We start from the raw sequence: 18,331 nt of genomic DNA, 5'->3' as shown, positions 1-18,331 counted from the left end.
CGCCTAGTCTGTAAGGAAGACAACACTAGGAGTAGCCTGCCCATGCGCCCTGTCCGACACCTTTTGAGTGCCCTGCTGGGCGCAGTCGTCTTTGCGGCCGTCCTGCTGGGAGCCGTCGGCCCGGCGTCGGCGCACGATACCGCGGAGTCCACGAGCCCGGCCTCCGGAGCCACCGTGGCCACACCTCCGGACAAGGTCTCCGTCACGTTCACCCACAATCCGCTGGCCCTGGGCTCGGAGATCCTGGTTAACGACGCCACGGGCGCCAACTGGGCGGACGGTTCCGTGGAGATCGTGGACAACGTCGCTTCACAGAAACTGAAGTCCGGCGCCCCTGCAGGGCTCTACACCGTGCGGTGGCGGGTGGCCAGCTCCGACGGCCACCCGATCGAGGGCAGCTTCACATTCACCGCCACCGCCGCCGCATCGGGCACGACGGCGGCTTCCGCAGTCCCAACGATGGGCACCGCCCAGCCGGGCGCAACGCAGGCGCCAGCCCCGGTGCCGGATGCATCGCAGCCGTTTCCATGGAGCGTCATGGGCTTCGTCGCGGTGGGGGTCGGCATCCTGGTGGCCCTGGGCCTGATGGCCAAACGCCGCCTCACCCCGGACGCGGACAGCGAAACCGCCGACGACTCAGGCAGCGACGCCGACAGCTGAACCAAAAGCAACGCGGGATCAGTTATGACCCATCAGGCGCCCTCTGATAGGCCATAACTGACCCCGCGTTGCTAAGCGGGAGCCGCCAGGGCGAAGCCGCCCGGAAGGAGCGTGGGGAGGCCGTCCGGGTAGACCTTGGCGGAGATCGCCTGCCCCACCACCTTGGCCTGGCGCAGGACCTCCTTGGGCGTGGGGGTAATGAGCTCGCCGACCCCCACGAGGTACATCCCGAGGGCATGCATCGCCGTCATGAGGTTCTGTCCGGCCGCCATGCCGAGTTGCGAGAGCATGCGTCGCAGCTGGCTGTGGGCGCAGCGGGTCAGGACGAGGTGGTCGGCCAGGAGGACGCCGCCGGGGGTCTGGACGGCCCACTGTTCGGTGGGGGCCCCGTCGGCCCCGGCCTCAAGGTGGTCCAGCTGCAGGGCCCGGATGTTGTTCCGCACATCGAGCTTGTGGCTTGCCGCGTAATTGCGCAGGTGCCGCAGGATTTCGTTGCGCTCCTTCAGGCTCGCGGCATCCGCCGCGTCGCAGCGCTGGAGCGAGGAGGTGTTGGCCGGATGGCCGGACCCCAGAAGGTCCAGGCCGTCCACAATGATGGACGCGACGCCGCGGCGCTGGAGCTCGCTGGCCACAGCCAGCCCGGACAGACCCGTCCCGATGACTACGGCCGTAGTCCGCTCAATCCCGCCGTACAAAGGCATGCTCGACACTGCAGGGTTCCTCCTCGAAATGGTGCCAGTCGCGGGGTGAAACCCCGGACGCTGACCGAAACCTGGTTCCGGCCGCAGCAACCCCAGTAGCTGCGTTCTGTAATGCCGGTCTCGGTTCAGCAACGCCTCGAAGGATACCCAAGATTCGCGCCGATGGATAGGGGAGGTAGGACATTGGCCGAAGTCCCGGATTTTCGCGGATTTCATGCCGGCCATCGTGGGGATCCGGCCCCGAATGCCCGGGAAACCGGGCCGGCAAACAGCGTGTTAACTCTGCGTAAATCCTTCGGCCGAGGGCCGCCGGACCCGCCCGGACGGCCGTCTTGTGTGTTCGAAATTTAGGGGGAATAGTGAGGAAAATCAGGGGTTCCTGGGCGCAGATTCGGGGCCGCCTCGCCGGTGAACGCCGGGCGCCGGTACTTCTGGCAGAATAGCCGCAACATCAGGCAAGAATCGCGAGGAGGCGGACCCCATGGGCCGTGAACAGGTGCATCCGGACCCGGCAGGGGAGACCGGCGGCGAGCAGGCGCCTCCGCGTGGCATCGTGGTGGGCGTGGATGGCTCCGACCACAGCCACTGTGCCCTCGTGTGGGCAGCCCGCGAGGCGGAGCGCCGTCGCCGCCCGCTGCACATCGTGACCGCCTATTCGGTTCCGATTTTTGCCGCATCCGGGCTCGACGGCGGCTACGCCACCGTGGACGACTCCGTGATCCGCGAAGGCGCCGAAGCCATCCTCAAGCACGCCCTGGACAAGGTGGCCGGCTACAACATCGACGTCGACGCGTCCGTGGAGAACGGCGATGCCTCCGGCGTACTGCTGGACATCAGCGAAACGGCAGAACTACTGGTGTTCGGAACCCGCGGCCGCGGCGGCTTTGTTGGCCGGCTGCTCGGCTCTGTCAGCAGCGCTCTGCCCGCCCACGCCAAGTGCCCTACCGTCACCGTGCCGTTGATCTGCGCGGACCGCCTGGGTGAAATCACTGACGACAAGCACGTCCTGGCCGAACGGGCGAAGTCAGGCCACCAGCCTGTCGAGAACGTCGTGGTGGCCGGCGTCGACGGCTCCGACCAGGCCCGCATCGCGGTGCTGGAGGCCGCAGCCCAGGCCGAACGGCTCTCCGCTCGGCTGCGGCTGGTGTGCGCCGTGCCGCAGTACACCGGCTCACTGGCCTGGGTGCCCACCCCGATGGACCGCGATGCCTTGTTCGCGGACATCAAGGTCCAGCTTGACGCCGGCGTGGCCTGGGTGCGGAGCCACTTCCCCGGCCTCGAGGTCGAGACCCAGCTCGTGGATGGTTCTCCCGTTGACATTCTCGTGGGCGCCAGCCGGCACGTGGAACTCGTGGTGCTCGGCACCCGCGGCCGCGGCGGCTTCGCCGGAATGCTACTGGGCTCCACAACCGACGGCGTCCTCCACCACGCCAAGGGACCGGTCATGGTGGTGCCGGACCGCGACGACCCCCGGCTGGCGGACAGAGCCAGCTTCGGTCCGATGCTCGGCGACTCCTAACCGCCTGAGGCTACGGGCTCGACGCCGGAAGGACGGTCCGCACATGGAGCACCCCCGGAGGCCGGACCCGTCCGGAGACGCGGTCATGGCCCAGGACGCGCCGGTCCTGGCCTTGGAACGTCTTGGCCAGGACATGCTGGCCGAGGCCGGCGGCAAGGCGGCCAACCTGGGCGAGCTGGCCCGGGCAGGCCTGCCCGTTCCCGCCGGCTTCTGTCTGACGACGCGGGCCTATTTGGACGCCACGGCCTCCCCGGCTCTGGCGGACGTGCACCATGCCATCGCCGCAACCGCCCCCGATGACCTGGCCGGACTGGCGTTGCTCGCCGCAAAGGCCCGGGCACTAGTGCTCGACGCCGCCGTCCCGGCCGGCATCGATGCCGCCGTGCGGGCCGCCTATGCGGGGCTGGGCGACGATACGGCGGTCGCGGTGCGGTCCTCCGCGACCGCCGAGGACCTGCCCTTTGCCAGTTTCGCCGGCCAGCAGGACACGTTCCTGAATGTGGTCGGCGCGGATGCCGTGCTGTCCGCCGTCCGGCAGTGCTGGGCCTCGCTGTGGACCGACCGCGCGGTGACGTACCGGGCGGTGCAGGGAATCAGCCCGTCCGCTGTGTCCCTCGCGGTGGTGGTCCAGCGCATGGTGGACGCGGCCGTGGCGGGGGTGCTCTTCACGGCCAACCCGGTCACCGGGCGACGGCATGAGGCGGTCATCGACGCCAGCCCGGGGCTGGGGGAGGCCGTGGTGTCCGGGGCCGTCAACCCGGACCACTTCGTGATCGACGGTGCCACGGGAACGATCCTGGAGCGGCGGATCGGGGACAAAGGACTGCTCATCCGGCCCCTCCCCGGCGGCGGAACCGAGCGGGTGGCCCAGCCGGGAGCCGGGTCCGGGCCAAGCCTGAACGATGCCCAGCTGGCCGCGCTGGAACTCCTGGGCCGCCGTGCCGAGGTGCATTTCGGCTCGCCGCAGGACCTCGAATGGGCCATCGGCCGCGACGGTGCCGTGTGGCTGACCCAGTCCAGGCCCATCACCACGCTCTATCCGATGCCGGACAAGCCGCCGACCGGGCCGGGGCCGCGCGTCTATCTGTGCTTTAGCCTGGCCCAGGGCCTGACCCGGCCGCTGACGCCGATGGGCCTCGCCGGCATCCGGCTGATTGCATCCTCCGTGGCGGAGGCGGCGCATTTCCCGGTGCCGGTGCCCCGGGACGGGCCCTCGCCCTACGCGGAGGCCGGACAACGCATCTTCTTCGACCTCACTCCCGTGGTCCGGAGCAAGGCCGGGCGCGCGTTCGTCCCCCGGGTCTTCGACATCATGGAGGCGCGGTCGGCGGTTGTGCTGCGCCAGCTCTTCGCCGATCCCAGGTTCTCCGTCGTCACCAGCTCGCCGTGGCGGCTCCTGCGCCGCGTCGCCCCGGTAGCGGCGCGGGCGAGAGTCCCGGAGACCCTGGTCCGCGGCCTGCTCCGGCCCGAGGACGCGCTGCGCCGGGCCGACCGTGTGGGCGAACAGCTCAGGGCTGCCCTCACAGCGCCCGCCGCCGCCACGGCCGCGCAGCGACTGGACCACGTTGAGCGGATCCTCGGCCGAAGCGTCTTTCCGGTGGTTCCCGCCCTCATGCCTCTGCCCGCGCTCGGGTTCGCGCTGCTGGCCGCGGCCGGGAAACTCGCGGGAAGCCCGGGGAACGGGGCACTGCAGGACGTCCTGCGGGGCCTGCCCAACAATGTGACCACCGAAATGGACCTCGACCTGTGGGCGCTGGCTGCCGCCATTCGGAAGGACCCCGCAGCGGCGGAGGTGTTCGGCTGGACCGCACTGCCCGAGCTGGCACGGCGCTACCGGACAGGGGAGCTTCCCGGCGTCGTGCAGTCCGGGCTCTCCGGCTTCCTGAGCCGGTACGGCCACCGGGCCGTGGCGGAAATCGACCTCGGCATGCCCCGCTGGTCTGACGACCCGACCCACATCCTCGGCGTCCTGGCCAACTATCTGCGCGTGGACGACCCGGCCCTCGCCCCGGACCGGCAATTCGAGAAGGCGGCGGGGGAGGCGGACGCGCAGGTGGAGCGGCTTGTGGCTGCGGCGAAGCAGCGCAGCCGCTTGCGTGGAGCGCTTGTCCGGGCCGCGCTGAGACGGACCCGGATGTTCGCCGGGTTGCGTGAACTGCCCAAGTACCACCTCGTGGAGGCGCTCGGCGCTGTCCGGCAACAACTCGCGGCGGTGGGGGCCGAACTCGCCGCAGCGGGGACCATCGACGCGGCGGACGACATCTTCTTCCTCGACCTGGGCGAGGCGCACGCGGGCCTGGGCGGCGCCGCGCTGCGCGGGATCGTGCAGCAGCGCCGGGAGGCGTACGTGGCCGAATTGGGCCGGCGGCACATTCCGCGCGTGCTGCTTTCCGATGGCACCGAGCCCGAAGCCGTGCAGTCCGACGCCGGCGGCCGGGGGGCGGGGGACGCGGACCGATCGGCGGGGGTGCTCTCCGGGACGCCTGCCTCGGCCGGGACTGTCAGCGCCCGGGCCCGCGTGATCTTGGACCCGCAGGGCGCGCATCTGGAACTGGGCGAGATCCTCGTGGCGCCGTCCACGGATCCCGGCTGGACGCCGCTGTTCCTGACAGCCGGCGGCCTCGTGATGGAAATGGGCGGCCCCAACTCCCACGGCGCTGTCGTCGCGCGGGAATATGGCATCCCTGCGGTGGTGGGTGTACCCGACGCGACATCTCGGATCGCCACGGGCGACGACATCACTGTCGACGGCGCCGCCGGCACGGTGACTCCGTCACAGTGACGCTGGCACCGTAACGCCGTCACAGTAGCGCTGCTCGCTACAGTGGGGCCATGAGCGAAGCACGCGGTTCGGAGGGCCAGCATCCCGGGGCAAGCGGGATGCCCGGCACGGGCGCCCCGGTAGCCGAGACCGCACCGCCCGAAACCCCTGCGCCCGAAACCCCCGGGCCGGAGGCGCGCGCCCCGGAAGCTCCCGGCCGGCTCCGGTCCCTGGACGGCGATGCATGGCTGCCGGCGTGGCTCGTGGAGCATCCGCTGACGGCCGGCTGGGCGTGGGCCGGGTTCTGGGCGGCCCTGATCGTGGCCGACGAGTTCCTGGACCTGGCCGGCTGGTCCTGGTATGTGCTGGTGGGCATGGCCGCGCTGCCGACCCTGCTGGCCAGCATCGCCTTGCTGCACGCGACCCCGCGCCGGTACCTGAAGCCGCGCCGGGACTCCGTGCTGGGCCACTTCTTTGTCCGCTTCCTCGCCTTGATTGCCGCGTTCCTCGTGTGGGGCGTGTCCGTGGTCATGAGCGCCTCGATCTCAACGACCCTTCAGTCGCTCGTCGGCGCGTCCGAACGCGAGGTCACCGCGGTGGGCTTCAACCTCCTGCTGGCCGCGATCCCGCTGGTGGTCTCGGTACTGTGGCTGGCCTTCATCATCCGCTGTGCCTGGTTCCTGCGGCGGCTCCGGGGCTGGAAACAAGCCCCGGGATCCGGCACCGTGCCCAAGAAGTTCCTTCGCGACAGGCCGCGGCTGAAGCGGGTGGTGGTGGGCCTCGCCCATCCCGGGCTGCTGCTCGTCGCCGGTCTTGGCACCTCGGTGCTCGCGTTCCTGCTCGGCGCCGTCGAGCTGACAATCAACGTGCTGAAGTAGGACACCGCGCGGCCGGGGCCAGGCGTACTGTTGATGTATGAGCTGCACTGCTGGAGCACGCGTTCTTCAGACGCGGAATTGTGAATCACTTCTTTTTGGGGCGCGGTCACGATGACCCGCAAGTGGCTGCGGTGGCTACCCGCCGTGGCCGTTCCCGCCGTCATCGCCGCCGGTGCGCTGGCCGGATCCCTGCCCGCCAGCGCCGGGGACCCGCTGCCGCCCAAGACGCCCGAACAGGTGCTGCAGCTGATCGCCCAGCACAGCGAGCCCGCGCTCTCCGGAACCCTGGAACAGTCCTCGGAGCTGGGCCTTCCCGAACTCCCCAAGACCGGTCCCGGCACGGATTCTTCAAGCACCGCCTGGCTCGAACTGCTGACCGGGCCGCACACCGCGCGCGTCTATCGCGACGGCCCGGACCACGCCCGCATCCAGGTGATGGACCAGCTGGCCGAACGGAACGTCGTCCGCAACGGCAACGACGTGTGGTTCTACAACTCCAAGGACAACACGGCCTCCCACGTCCAGCTCCCGGCCGACGCCGGCCGCGCCCACAACAGCGGCAAGGACGCCACGGCCACCCCGGACCAGCTCGCCGCAATGTTCTTGGCCAAGATCGACCCCAGCACTGACGTCACGGTGGGCGCCGACGTCCAAGTGGCAGGCCGGCCCGCATACAACCTGGTGCTCACGCCGAAGTCCGACGCGACCCTGGTCTCGTCCATCGCAGTTGCCGTGGACGGCCAGACCGGCCTGCCGCTGGGCGTTGAGGTCAAAGCCCGCGGACAGGCGGACCCCGCCTTCCGCGTCGCCTACACGAGCCTGACCCTTGCGGCCCCCGACGCGTCCGTCTTCGCGTTCAGCCCGCCGCCGGGCGCCACGGTCAAGGAGATCCCGGTCCCGGAACACAAGCACGGCACTGACTCCGAAAAGGGGACGCCCCCGGCCAAGGACAGCGCACGCAAGCCGGCCGTCACGGGGTCCGGCTGGGACGCGGTGGTTGAGTTCCCGGCGGGAACGCAGAAGCCGACGTCGGACGCGGCGGCACCGCTCCAACAGCTCACCGTCCCGGTCCAGGGCGGCCGGCTCCTGTCCACCGCGCTGGTGAACGTCCTGATGCTCGACGACGGGCGGATCTTTGCCGGCTCGGTGCCTGTGGAGCGGCTCCAGGCCGCTGCCGCGCAGAAGTGAATACCGGCCCGGTTTCCGGGGACCTGCCGGTGACGGCCGCGTGAGCGCCGCCGGGCCGGCGGCCGAGCTGCGCACCGAGCTGAGCATTGAGACCAGGGGCCTGACCAAGCGGTTCGGCCATCAACTGGCAGTCGACGATGTCGATCTCGCCGTGCCGAAAGGCGCCGTCTTCGGCTTCCTGGGCCCGAACGGCTCGGGGAAGACCACCACCATCAGGCTCCTGCTGGGCTTGGCCTCGGCCACCGGCGGCTCCATGCGCGTCCTGGGCGAGGAGATGCCCGGGAAACTCAATGACGTCCTGCCCCGGGTCGGCGCCCTGGTCGAGGGGCCAGCCTTCTACCCCTTCCTCTCCGGCGCCGCCAACCTGCACCGCATGGACGCCGCGGATCCCTACGGGGTGGCCGCCACGCGGCGGGCCCGGATCCAGTCGGCCTTGGACCGGGTGGGCCTGACGCACGCCGCGGACAAGAAGGTCCGCGCCTATTCACTGGGCATGAAGCAGCGGCTGGGGATCGCCAACGCCCTGCTGGCGCCGCGGGACCTTCTGGTGCTGGACGAACCCACCAACGGACTGGATCCCCAGGGCACCCGGGAAGTGCGCAGCCTGGTGCGTTCGCTCGCGGCCGACGGCGCCACGGTGTTCGTCTCCAGCCACCTGCTCGCCGAAGTGGAACAGATCTGCACACATGCGGCCATCATGAGCGCGGGACGCCTAGTGGCGCAGGGAACCCTGGCAGAGCTGCGCCGGGCCGGCCAGGCGCGGATCCGCGTGCTGACGCCGGACCCCGGCACCGCGGCACACGTGCTAGCCGGGCTGGGACTGACCGCCTCGGTGAGTCCCGACGGCGCCGCTTCCGCGGGGCCCGACGCGGTCCTTTTCGCGCCGCTGCCTGCACCGGCGGCAGCGCCGGCCCCGGCGGCCCGGGAAACGGCAGGGGCCGCGGACGCGGGGCCGCAAGACGTGGAACCCGAAGCCGTGGTGGCCGCCCTCGTGGCAGCGGGGGTCCGGGTCCGCGGCTTCGCGACCGAACAGGTCAGCCTGGAGGACCGCTTCGTGGCGTTGACGGGGGAGGGGTTCGACGTTGTCCAGTAACGGCTCATCCGCGGGCGGCCCGTCGGGGGCCCCATCAGGCAGCCCGACCGGCGGCCCCAGCGGAGCGGCCGGTGACGCCGCCACCGACGTTACGGCGGCGAGCCTGCCGGGCCGACGCCGGTCCGTGACCGGGGGCCTGCTGGCCTCTGAGCTCGGCTTGCTGTTCCGCCGCCGCAGGACGTGGGCCATGCTGTGCGCGCTGGCGGCCATCCCCATCCTGATTGCCGTGGCCGTGCGGGTCTCCTCGGCCGTGCCGGCCGGCCGGGGGCCCGCCTTCCTGGACAGGATCACCCAGAACGGCCTGTTCGTAGGCGTCACGGCGATGGTGGTCTCCATTCCGCTGTTCCTGCCGCTGACTGTCGGCGTGGTGGCCGGAGACACGATCGCCGGCGAGGCCGGGCAGGGAACCCTCAGGTATCTGCTGGTGGCTCCGGCCGGGCGGGTCCGCCTGTTGCTCATCAAATATGCCGGCGCGGCACTGTTCGTGGTCGTTGCCCCGCTCGTCGTGGCACTGGTCGGAGCAGGCATCGGCGCGGCGCTCTTCCCCGTGGGACCCGTGACCCTGCTCTCCGGCGACACGATCGGTACCGGCGAGGCCATGGTCCGGCTGCTGCTGATCGCCGCCTATCTGGCGGTTTCGCTGCTGGGGTTGTCCGCGATCGGACTCTTCATCTCCACCCTGACGGACGTTCCGGTCGGGGCCATGGCGGCCACCGTGGTGCTCTCGGTCGTTGCGCAGGTCCTGGACGCGCTGCCGCAACTTGAGTGGTTGCATCCCTGGTTGTTCAGCCACTACTGGCTGGACTTTGGCGATCTCCTCCGCCAGCCGCTCTCCTGGGATTCCTTCGCCGCCAACGCCGTCCTGCAGGCCGGCTACGTCGCCGTTTTCGGTGCGCTGGCCTACGGCCGTTTCATCACCAAGGACGTGCTCTCCTAGCTCCGGGACCAGGCCCTCGCGTCTCAAAACCCGGCGCCCAGGGGCGTGGCCCCACGAGCGGGACCAACCGAAGGACCCGGCTAGCGGGACCTAGTAGCGGCTCTCAGTAGCGGGCCGCGTAGCCATAGAGCTGCATCCCGGACATGGCGGCCACATCGGTGACGGTGATGCCGGCGTCGGGATTGAGCGCCTGGACCACGCGGCCGCCGCCGAGGTAGATGGCCACATGGTAGAACCCCGAAGGTGAACCCCAGACGAGCAAGTCGCCGGGACGGGCCTGGGAGAGCGGTACGTGAACAGGGGCCTGCGCGAACTGCTGGGAGGCCGTGCGCGGCAGGTACTTGCCGGCCGCGGCGAATGCATTCTGCACCAGGCCCGAGCAGTCAAACCCGTAGGCCCCGGTTCCGCCGTACTGGTAGAAGTACGGCGATCCGGTCTTGCCAAGCGCCACCGAAATGGCCGTCTGGTTTGACCCGCCCGCAATCGGCGCGGGAACCGGGACCGGTGCCGGGACAGGCACAGGAACCGGTACGGGTGCCGGTGCCTGAACGGGCTCAGGAGCCGGCGCAGGCGCAGGAGCAGGAACGGGCTCCGGGGCGGCAGCGAGCGGCACCTCGACCGGGGCGGGGGCCGGCGCGGCTGGCTGCGGGGCGGCCGAACCGCCTCCTCCCGGTGATGCCGGGGCCGGCTGGGAACCTGAAGCAGGCTGGGAGCCGGTGCCCGGCTGCGGGGCGGAGCCGGCAGCGGCGGTCAGGGCCGCCAGCCGTTCCTGCTGGCGCTGCCGGTCGAGGGCGTCCACCCGGGCCGACTCCAGCGCCGCGGTCGTGTTCCTGAGGCTTGCCAGCTGGTCCACCAGGGCGGACCGCTGGGCTTTGGCATCTGCCACGGCCTGGCGCTGGGCAGCCGTCGCGCGGTCGGCGTCGGTCTTGCGGGCTTCCGCCGTCGTGGCCGCCTCGTCGGCGGCGCGGTTGGCATCTGCCGCGGCCTCCGTCAACGACTGCGCGGCGGCGGCGGCGGTTTCCGCGGACTGGAAGGCCCGGGCGCGTCCGGCCGTCACGGCCTCCAGGGTGGCGGCATCTTCGAGCGCCTGCCCGGTGCCGCTGACAAAGCTGCTAAGGGCCGGATTCAGGCCGCCGTTGCGGTACAAATCGCCGGCCAGCTGGCCGACCTGCTTGCGGGTCTTGGCCTGTTCGGCCTCGGCGGCGGCAGCCCTGGCTGCTGCGACAGTTGCCGCGTCACGCCGGGTGGCGAGCTCCACGAGGGCCTCGCCGTAGGCGTTGTTCGCTTGCAGGGATGCGCCCAGGCTGGTTTCCTGGGCGGCCGAGGCATCGGCCAGGAGCCCGTCGATCCTGGTGACCTCCGCCGCCGTCGCGCTTTCACTGGACTTGGCGGCGGCAATCTCTTCCGGCGAGGGGATCTCCGGCGACGCCGGAACCCGGCCGGCGGCCGGCAGGGATCCGCGTGCCTGCCCAAGAGTCAGTGCAGAGGCCTGCGCCGGGAGCGCGAGCGTTCCAAGGAGGACGACGGCGGTGCACAGCACAGCCGTCTTGCGACCGGATCCGGTCCAGCTCATGGGCAAACCTCGCTGAAGTCTAAGGCTGGAATGAGCGAGGTTGGATTTGGCACGTGAAGAAGCCCCTCTGCGGATCACCCAGCAGGCATGAGGCTACGTGCCAAAGACCACTTTGGCAACACGAGTCACACCAACAACATAAACAACATTGGTGTCATTTAGCCACGTTTGCGCGGGGTGTGTCCGGCCGGGGACAGGATATCGGCGGCGCGTCAGCCGGGCCCGGGGCAGCGCAGGGAGGAACGCATGCAGCAAACGGCGCCCGGGGCAGCGGCCGGACCAGCGGCCTGAACGCCAGCGGCGACGGCGGCCTGCCCCGGGTTAACGCGCTCCCGTCGCTCAGGCGTGCTGGTGCGCTTCGTGCTCCGAATGGGTGGCGGGTTCCAGCTGGAAGGTGCAGTGTTCCGTGTCGAAGTGGGAGCCCAGGCAGGCGGTGAGCTTGTCCAAGACCCGGTCGGCGCCACGGGCGCCGAGCGCGGCGTCCTCCACCACCACGTGCGCGGAGAACACGGGGACGCCCGAGGTGATGGTCCAGATGTGGATGTCGTGGACGGAGACCACGCCGTCCACCGCGAGGATGTGCTCGCGGATCATCTGGACGTCCACGCCCTTGGGGGTGGCCTCGAGGAGCACGTCCACGACGTCGCGCAGCAGGTGCCAGGCCCGCGGCAGGATCATGAGGGCAATGAGGATCGAGGCAATGGTGTCTGCCGCCTGGAATCCGGTGATCATGATGACCAGCGCCGCCGCGATGACGGCAAAGGATCCCAGCAGATCGCCCAGGACCTCCAGGTAGGCGCCGCGGACGTTGAGGCTTTCCTTCCGGGCGCCGCGCAGGATCAGCAGGGAGACCAGGTTGGCGACGGCGCCGAGGATCGCAGCGGACAGCATCACGTCGGTGTGGACCTCCGGGGCCGAGCCGAGCCGGCGGATCGCTTCGGTGAAGATCACCACCGAGATGACGATCAGGACCAGGGCGTTTGCCAGTGCGGCCAAGACCTCGGCGCGCTGGTATCCGTAAGTGCGAAGGTCGCTGGCGGGCCGGGTGGCGATCCATGCGGCCAGCAGGGCGATGAAGACGCCGGCGGCGTCGGAGAGCATGTGGCCGGCGTCGGCGAGCAGCGCCAGGGAGCCCGAGATGACGGCGCCAATGGTTTGCACGAGCACCACAGCGAGCGTGATGGCCAGGACGGCGATCAGGCGCTTCCGATGTTTCCCGGTGGCGGTGATGCCGTGCGAGTGGCTGTGGTCGTGTCCCATGCCTCTAAGGCTAGCCCCAGCCGAGCTCGTGCAGGCGTTCGTCGCTGATGCCGAAGTGGTGCGCGATCTCATGCACGACTGTCACGGTGACTTCCTCGATCACGTCCTCGCGGGATGCGCAGATCTCCAGGATGGGCTGGCGGTAGATCGTGATCCGGTCCGGCAGCGAGCCTGCGTCCCACCAGGAGTCCCGCTCGGTCAGGGGAACCCCCTCGTAGAGGCCCAGCAGCACGGTGTCCGGGTCCTCGCCGGGCTGCGGGGTGTAGTCGTCCTCGATGAAGATCGCGACATTGCTCATGGTATGTGCCAGTTCGGGCGGGATCCGGTCCAGGGCGTCGCTCACGGCGGCCTCGAAGTCGTCCTCGGACATCGGGAACGGGCCGCCTTCCGGACCGTCACCGTCGTCCCCGCCGTTTGGAATGATCGGCAGGCCGGGCGGCAGGGACGGGGTCATGGGGAAACTCTAGCGGGACCGGCGCCGCGTCAGCCCCACGCCCACGAGGCAGATCACGCCGCCCACCAGGCCCCAGATGGTCGGAATCTCGCCCAGTACCAGCCAGGAGATCAGGATCGTGGTGCCCGGGACCAAATAGGTGGTGGCGGCGAGGCGTCCGGCGTCAATCAGGGACAGCGCGTAGGCCCACGTGGTGAAGGCGATCGCGGTGGGGAAGATGCCCAGGTACACCAGTCCCAGCGTGGCCGGCAGGGAAGCGGCCTGCAGTTCACTGATCAGCTGGCCGCTGAAGGGCAGGCAGCAGATGGCGCCGACCATAATGCCGAACCACGTGGCCTGGGCGGCCGGGAACTTCCGGAGCACCGGTTTTTGCACGATCACGCTTACTGCGGCCAGCGCGGCCGCGAGAAGGCAGAGCAGCACGCCGGCCACGTCCGCCGTCGACCGCTGGCCGGAACCGAGGGCGATCACGGCCACGCCGCCGAAAGCGATCAGGCTGCCGATGATCAGCCAGCGCGGGAAGCCCTCTTTCAGGATCACACCGGCCATCACGGCGACCAGGATGGGGTTGACGTTGATCAGCAGGGCGGCCGTGCCGGCGTCGAGCATGTGCTCGGCGGCGTTGAGCGCCACGTTGTAGCCTCCGAACCACATGACGCCGTAGGCCAGGATGGGCCACCATTCGCGGCCCCGGGGCAGTCCCCTGAGCTTCGGCACCACCAGGAGGCCCAGTACGACGGCGGCGACGGCCAGCCGCCCGAGCGTCAGGGGGCCGGGGGAGAAGCTCGGGCCCACGGCCCGGATGCCCACGAAAGCGGAAGCCCACAGCACCACGGTGACGACGACGGCGGCGATGCCGAGCCTGCTGATCGGGGCCGGCTGGCCGGGGGTTCCGGGGCGGCGGGTGCCGGTCGGGCCCTTCGGCTGGACGGTGGCGGAGGTGACCGCCCGGACGGGGGCGGGGGTGACCGCCTGGTTGGGCACGTCGTGCGTGCCGGCCGGCTGGGTGTGGTCCGGACTGGGAGAGCCTGTTTCGGCGGTTGTTGCCATGCTGCAAATCTAGCCTCTCGCACCCGGCCTCAGCTGGCGGAAATCGGTCACGTCTAGACGGTTTTCCGCCAAACTTCTGCCAAAGTGCCGCCAAGGTACATGGCCCGGGACGGCAGGCGGCTTCAGCGGAGGACGCGGGCCGCCGCCTGGACCGAGCCCGCGACCTCCGTCAGCGCCGCCGAGCCGCGCCGCCATTGCTGCCAGTAGAGGGCGACGTCCACATGCGCGCCGGGAGTGAGCGTCTCGAGCGTTCCGTTCCGGAGGTCTTCGCCGATTTCGATCTCCGGGATCATCCCCCAGCCCATGCCCCAACGGATGGCATCGCCAAACTCCTGGGCGGCCGGTACGTAGTGCCGTGGTGCCTGGGGCGGTGTGCGGCTGAACCGGCGCAGCCAGCGGTCCTGCAGATCATCTTTGCGGTCGTAAACCAGGACGGGGGCCTTGGCCAGGGCCGCCGCGCTCACGCCGGAATCGAACCAGCGGCGGCTGAAGTCCGGCGCGCATACGGGCAGGTAGCGCATGATGCCGAGCTTGCGGGACGAGCACCCGGGCACGGGCGTCGCCGTAGCCGTGATCGCGGCAGCCGCGGCGCCGGCGCGCAGGAGATCCAGCGAGTGCTCCTGGTCCTCGCGCACGATCTCCAGCTGGATGTTGTCGCTGGCCGCCGCGAGACCGGCCAGCGCCCAGGTGTGCAAGGAATCGCTGTTGATCACCAGCGTCAGGCGCGTCCGCCCCGAGAATTCCTCGGGCTGCAGCTCCTCGGCAAGGTCGGCCGACAGCAGCTCAAGCTGCCTCGCGAACCGCACCACAGCCTGGCCGGACTCCGTGAGACCGGCCGGCCGGGCCCGGGTCAGGACCGGCCTGCCGACGGCCGTCTCGAGGGCGCGGATACGCTGGCTGACGGCCGAGGGCGTCACGGACAAGTGGGCGGCCGCGGCGTCGAAACTTCCGTGAGTGACAATGGCGGCCAGCGTCCGGGCCTGTTCAGGGGAAATGTCGATCATTAGATCATCTTATGTTCGGGAAGAAACTTTAACTGGTTTCATCCGAGCCGGACACCTACCGTGGAACGGTGATCCTTCCTCTGTTCTCCGGCCTCTCCGCCGGACTGTCCCTCATCGTTGCCATCGGCGCGCAGAACGCCTTTGTCCTCCGCCAGGGCATCCAGCGCTCGCACGTCGCCATGGTCGTGGCAGTCTGCGCAGCGTCGGATCTGGTCCTGATCCTGCTGGGCGTGGCGGGCATCGGCGTCCTCCTGGACCGGGCGCCCGCCGCCCTCGTGGTGATCCGCTGGGCGGGCGCAGCGTTTCTTTTCGCCTACGGGGCGCTCGCGGCCCGGCGTGCGGTCCGGGGCGAACAGATGGACTACTCCGGAGACAGGCCGGGCGGCGCCCGGGGAGCCGTACTGGGCACCTGCCTGGCCTTCACGTGGCTGAACCCGCACGTCTACCTGGACACCGTGTTGCTGCTCGGGTCCCTCGCCGCGGCTCACGGCGAGTCCGGGCGCTGGTGGTTCGCTGCCGGGGCCGGACTCGGGAGCATCGCATGGTTCACTGCACTGGGCGCGGGGGCCCGGTTCCTGGCGCCCGTGTTCCGGCGGCGGGCGGCGTGGCGGGTGCTCGACGCGGGGATCGCCGTCGTGATGATCACCCTCGCGGTGCTCCTGCTGAGCTGAGCCGGCCCGCGCGCGTGACCGGGCGGGCTTTCCCGGACGGGCGGGCGGCGCGGCCCCCGGCGATGGCCGTTCCTGGCCGATTTTGGATAAACCGGGGGTCTGCCCTTATAGTTTTATAGTCCAGTTCGGAGGAACCCGAAAGGACAAAAACGAAAGGCTTCGGCCCTTAATTTTTGCCCAGAAGTGTTCAACCGGATGGCGTCCTGGCCCCCATCGTCTAGCGGCCTAGGACACCGCCCTTTCACGGCGGCGGCACGGGTTCGAATCCCGTTGGGGGTACGCAAGGAAGTGGTCAAACCGGATGAAAAAGTCTGGTAGGCTAAAGGCCTTGAAAAATTGCGGTAGCGATACCGCAGTGAGCAAGAAACACGCAGTACAAGCAGTAAACAAGCAAGGCCCTGTAGCGCAGTTGGTTAGCGCGCCGCCCTGTCACGGCGGAGGTCGCGGGTTCAAGTCCCGTCAGGGTCGCTCTGATTGCCAGAAGAAATTCCGGCCGTCAAGGTGACATGTCACCTAGGCTCTGTAGCTCAGTTGGTAGAGCGTTCGACTGAAAATCGAAAGGTCACCGGATCGACGCCGGTCGGAGCCACCACTGGGAAGCATCAGTTCTTTTAGAACTGGTGCTTTTCTTCTTTAACCCCACCTCACCCTCGACGATGGGTTAGCGATTGCTCCATAACGGCCCTTCTGGCGGGTCGAAAGGGCCGTTATGGAGCAATCGGCGCATGGGTCGGCGGGAGGCCGACGGCGGGAGCCCGTTTGCGGGCCCTTCAGGCGGGCGGGCTAGACTCGCACGCTGGGGAAAGAACACCAAGGCCGCCGGCAGCCCTGTCCGGGCCGGCGGCGCAATCTCAACCGAAAAGTGATTCTGCAACGTGACTTCGAAGAATATTGCCCGTCCTCTCGCCGCAACCGCCCTTCTCGCCGCTCTGGCCCTCACCGGCTGCTCGGCACCGCAGGCCGCAAGCGCTCCGTCGTCCGCCACAGACGCGGCCCCGGCGCCCGCGTCCGCCACGCCAAGCACCACCGCGACGTCCGGACCCTTCGGCGGTTTCGCCAGCGCCGCCGAGGCGTGCACCAAGATTTCGGAGCAGGCCGCCGGCGCCACCCTCCTGCCGCTGTCGGCCGCCCAGGGCAAGACGGCGGAGCTGCAACAGTCCAAGGCGGAGCTGGCCGAGACCGCCGAGCGCGTTCCGGACAGCCTTAAGGCCGATTTCGCCAACCTCAAGGACGTGGCAATCGCCGGTGTCACCGACCAGACGGTGTTCTCCAGCGGAAAGCTCCAGGCCGCCATGGCGCCCGTGACCCAGTGGATCGCCACCAACTGTAAGTAGGCCCACCGGATCCGCCCTTGCCGCCGCGGTCGCCACGCACCTCCCAGTTCCGGCCCTCGCGGCGGCCGGGGTAACCGGGCGCGGCAAGATTCCCCCGCACGGCCCAAGGCAGGGACTAGGGTTGTGTCAAAGAGAAGGGGGAGTGCTCCATGGAATACCAAGATTCTCAGCCGGTGGCGGGTCGCATGGCCGGCCGGGCGCCCGGCCCGGCGCCCAGCCAAGCGCCCAGTCAAGTAGCCAGTCCTGTAGCCAGTCCTGTGGACGGGCTGCCCGCGCTGGCGGGCACCGGACGCACGGTCATTTCCGAAGCCGCCGTCGCCAAGGTCGCTGGCATCGCCGCCCGCGCGGTACCCGGTGTCTACTCACTGGGATCCGGACCGTCGCGGGCCCTCGGTGCCATTCGCGACGCCGTCGGCAGCGCCGATCACGGCGCGGGGGTCCGCGTCGAAGTCGGCGAAACGCAGGTCGCCGTGGACATCGACCTCGTCGCGGTCTACGGCACCCCCCTGCAGGCTCTCGCCGACCAGATCCGGGCGGCCGTCTACTCCGCCGTGGAGGAACTGGTGGGGCTTGAAGTGATCGAGGTAAACATCGAGATCAACGACGTTCATGTGCCCGGTCCGGCCAAACCGGCCGTCGCCGGCGAGGTCCGGCCGGTAAGGGAGGCAATCCAGTGAATCTGACGGTTGTGGGAATCGCCATGGGCGCCTTCGTGGCCTTCATGTCCTTCCAGTTCGGAGCCTGGGGCTTCCTTGGCGCGCTCTTCTTCATGGGTATCGGCGCGCTGCTGGGCCGGGCCGCAGCGGGGAAACTGGACCTGCGCAGCGTGTTTGATGCCCTCACGGGCCGGCGTTCTTCCTCATGAGCATCACGGCTGGGGCGCCGATCCGCGGCGCCGCGGTGGCCGGGCACAACCGCATCAGCACCCAGGCCCTGACGAGCGTGGCGCGGGCGGCCGCGGGTGAGGCGCTCGGCGTACCGGCGCAGGGCGTGCGTGCCGAGTGGTCGGATGATGACGGGCTGCTGGCGCTCTCGCTGGTCACGCCGATCGGGATCCCGCCCCTCACCACGGTTCTCCGGGACCCCGCGCGCGTGGCCGGGTTCGGCGGCGCCATCTGGGACCGAGCCGTCGCCGCCAAGGCCGAAATCCTGCACCGGGTCACCGCGTTGACCGGGGCACAGCTGAGTCGGGTGGACATCCGCATCAGTGGGGCCACCGTACACGGGGGAGGGCGGGTGCGTTGAGCC

At 69.8% G+C, this 18,331-nt stretch carries 18 protein-coding genes and 3 tRNA genes; 15 read left to right on the top strand and 6 right to left on the bottom strand.

What is annotated here, in order from left to right; genetic code table 11:
• Positions 1–42 precede the first annotated feature (42 nt).
• Entirely contained in the window at positions 43–660 is a 618-nt protein-coding gene (locus ACVWZ7_RS09350) for a copper resistance CopC family protein (RefSeq protein WP_456507665.1), read from the top strand.
• Positions 661–731: 71 nt separating this feature from the next.
• On the opposite strand, the gene ACVWZ7_RS09345 is transcribed toward ACVWZ7_RS09350, so the two are convergent.
• The gene (locus tag ACVWZ7_RS09345; RefSeq protein ID WP_456509090.1) at positions 732–1,361 is read right to left on the bottom strand and encodes an FAD-binding protein; all 630 of its coding nucleotides are present in this window, start codon (positions 1,359–1,361) and stop codon (positions 732–734) included.
• A 481-nt stretch (positions 1,362–1,842) separates the two neighbouring features.
• Here ACVWZ7_RS09345 and ACVWZ7_RS09340 point away from each other — a divergent pair, with 481 nt between their 5' ends.
• From ACVWZ7_RS09340 to ACVWZ7_RS09315, 6 genes are all read left to right on the top strand, one after another.
• Complete coding sequence (locus ACVWZ7_RS09340) at positions 1,843–2,880, top strand: universal stress protein (protein ID WP_456507664.1); 1,038 nt, start codon at positions 1,843–1,845, stop codon at positions 2,878–2,880.
• Positions 2,881–2,923: 43 nt separating this feature from the next.
• Positions 2,924–5,662 (top strand): PEP/pyruvate-binding domain-containing protein, encoded by a 2,739-nt coding sequence (locus ACVWZ7_RS09335; RefSeq protein ID WP_456507663.1) that lies wholly within the window; start codon positions 2,924–2,926, stop codon positions 5,660–5,662.
• Between the two features lie 50 nt (positions 5,663–5,712).
• Positions 5,713–6,519 carry a hypothetical protein gene (locus ACVWZ7_RS09330; protein ID WP_344361223.1) on the top strand — a complete coding sequence of 269 codons (807 nt, stop codon included), beginning with the start codon at positions 5,713–5,715 and terminating at the stop codon, positions 6,517–6,519.
• 111 nt (positions 6,520–6,630) lie between these two features.
• Positions 6,631–7,707 carry a LolA family protein gene (locus tag ACVWZ7_RS09325; protein WP_456507662.1) on the top strand — a complete coding sequence of 359 codons (1,077 nt, stop codon included), beginning with the start codon at positions 6,631–6,633 and terminating at the stop codon, positions 7,705–7,707.
• A 40-nt stretch (positions 7,708–7,747) separates the two neighbouring features.
• Positions 7,748–8,800 carry an ABC transporter ATP-binding protein gene (locus ACVWZ7_RS09320; RefSeq protein WP_456507661.1) on the top strand — a complete coding sequence of 351 codons (1,053 nt, stop codon included), beginning with the start codon at positions 7,748–7,750 and terminating at the stop codon, positions 8,798–8,800.
• A 103-nt stretch (positions 8,801–8,903) separates the two neighbouring features.
• Positions 8,904–9,737, top strand: coding sequence for an ABC transporter permease (locus tag ACVWZ7_RS09315; RefSeq protein ID WP_456509089.1), 834 nt, complete (start codon positions 8,904–8,906; stop codon positions 9,735–9,737).
• 103 nt (positions 9,738–9,840) lie between these two features.
• Here the strand turns inward: ACVWZ7_RS09315 and ACVWZ7_RS09310 are convergent, their stop codons facing one another.
• The 5 genes from ACVWZ7_RS09310 to ACVWZ7_RS09290 all read right to left on the bottom strand — a co-directional run bounded on the left by ACVWZ7_RS09310 (position 9,841) and on the right by ACVWZ7_RS09290 (position 15,078).
• Positions 9,841–11,310, bottom strand: coding sequence for a C40 family peptidase (locus ACVWZ7_RS09310; RefSeq protein ID WP_456507660.1), 1,470 nt, complete (start codon positions 11,308–11,310; stop codon positions 9,841–9,843).
• A 339-nt stretch (positions 11,311–11,649) separates the two neighbouring features.
• Complete coding sequence (locus ACVWZ7_RS09305; protein ID WP_456507659.1) at positions 11,650–12,570, bottom strand: cation diffusion facilitator family transporter; 921 nt, start codon at positions 12,568–12,570, stop codon at positions 11,650–11,652.
• A gap of 10 nt (positions 12,571–12,580) precedes the next feature.
• Positions 12,581–13,024 carry a metallopeptidase family protein gene (locus ACVWZ7_RS09300; protein ID WP_116765558.1) on the bottom strand — a complete coding sequence of 148 codons (444 nt, stop codon included), beginning with the start codon at positions 13,022–13,024 and terminating at the stop codon, positions 12,581–12,583.
• A gap of 9 nt (positions 13,025–13,033) precedes the next feature.
• Positions 13,034–14,074: a DMT family transporter gene (locus tag ACVWZ7_RS09295; RefSeq protein WP_116765559.1), complete on the bottom strand. Its 1,041-nt coding sequence runs from the start codon at positions 14,072–14,074 to the stop codon at positions 13,034–13,036.
• Between the two features lie 122 nt (positions 14,075–14,196).
• A complete protein-coding gene (locus tag ACVWZ7_RS09290; protein ID WP_456507658.1) occupies positions 14,197–15,078 on the bottom strand; it encodes an ArgP/LysG family DNA-binding transcriptional regulator in 882 nt (293 codons plus the stop codon).
• Positions 15,079–15,146: 68 nt separating this feature from the next.
• Between ACVWZ7_RS09290 and ACVWZ7_RS09285 the strand changes: the two genes are divergently transcribed.
• The 8 genes from ACVWZ7_RS09285 (at position 15,147) to ACVWZ7_RS09250 (ending at position 18,328) form a co-directional block, all read left to right on the top strand.
• Positions 15,147–15,749 (top strand): LysE/ArgO family amino acid transporter, encoded by a 603-nt coding sequence (locus ACVWZ7_RS09285; RefSeq protein WP_456507657.1) that lies wholly within the window; start codon positions 15,147–15,149, stop codon positions 15,747–15,749.
• 206 nt (positions 15,750–15,955) lie between these two features.
• Positions 15,956–16,028, top strand: a tRNA-Glu gene (locus ACVWZ7_RS09280).
• A gap of 115 nt (positions 16,029–16,143) precedes the next feature.
• A tRNA-Asp gene (locus ACVWZ7_RS09275) sits at positions 16,144–16,217 on the top strand.
• A gap of 48 nt (positions 16,218–16,265) precedes the next feature.
• Positions 16,266–16,341: transfer RNA gene (locus ACVWZ7_RS09270), tRNA-Phe, on the top strand.
• A gap of 283 nt (positions 16,342–16,624) precedes the next feature.
• Positions 16,625–17,083, top strand: a complete 459-nt coding sequence (locus ACVWZ7_RS09265) for a hypothetical protein (protein WP_456507656.1) — start codon at positions 16,625–16,627, stop codon at positions 17,081–17,083.
• 149 nt (positions 17,084–17,232) lie between these two features.
• Positions 17,233–17,760 carry an Asp23/Gls24 family envelope stress response protein gene (locus tag ACVWZ7_RS09260; protein WP_456507655.1) on the top strand — a complete coding sequence of 176 codons (528 nt, stop codon included), beginning with the start codon at positions 17,233–17,235 and terminating at the stop codon, positions 17,758–17,760.
• Positions 17,757–17,948 (top strand): hypothetical protein, encoded by a 192-nt coding sequence (locus ACVWZ7_RS09255; protein WP_116765564.1) that lies wholly within the window; start codon positions 17,757–17,759, stop codon positions 17,946–17,948. Before ACVWZ7_RS09260 ends, ACVWZ7_RS09255 begins: the two co-directional genes overlap by 4 nt.
• Entirely contained in the window at positions 17,945–18,328 is a 384-nt protein-coding gene (locus ACVWZ7_RS09250) for a hypothetical protein (RefSeq protein ID WP_116765565.1), read from the top strand. The genes ACVWZ7_RS09255 and ACVWZ7_RS09250 overlap by 4 nt, the downstream gene beginning before the upstream one ends.
• Positions 18,329–18,331 lie beyond the last annotated feature (3 nt).

The sequence above is a fragment of the Arthrobacter sp. TE12232 genome (assembly GCF_054062615.1).
The sequence above is the reverse complement of the archived record's forward strand: the minus strand, read 5'-3'. Positions and strand labels throughout refer to the sequence as shown.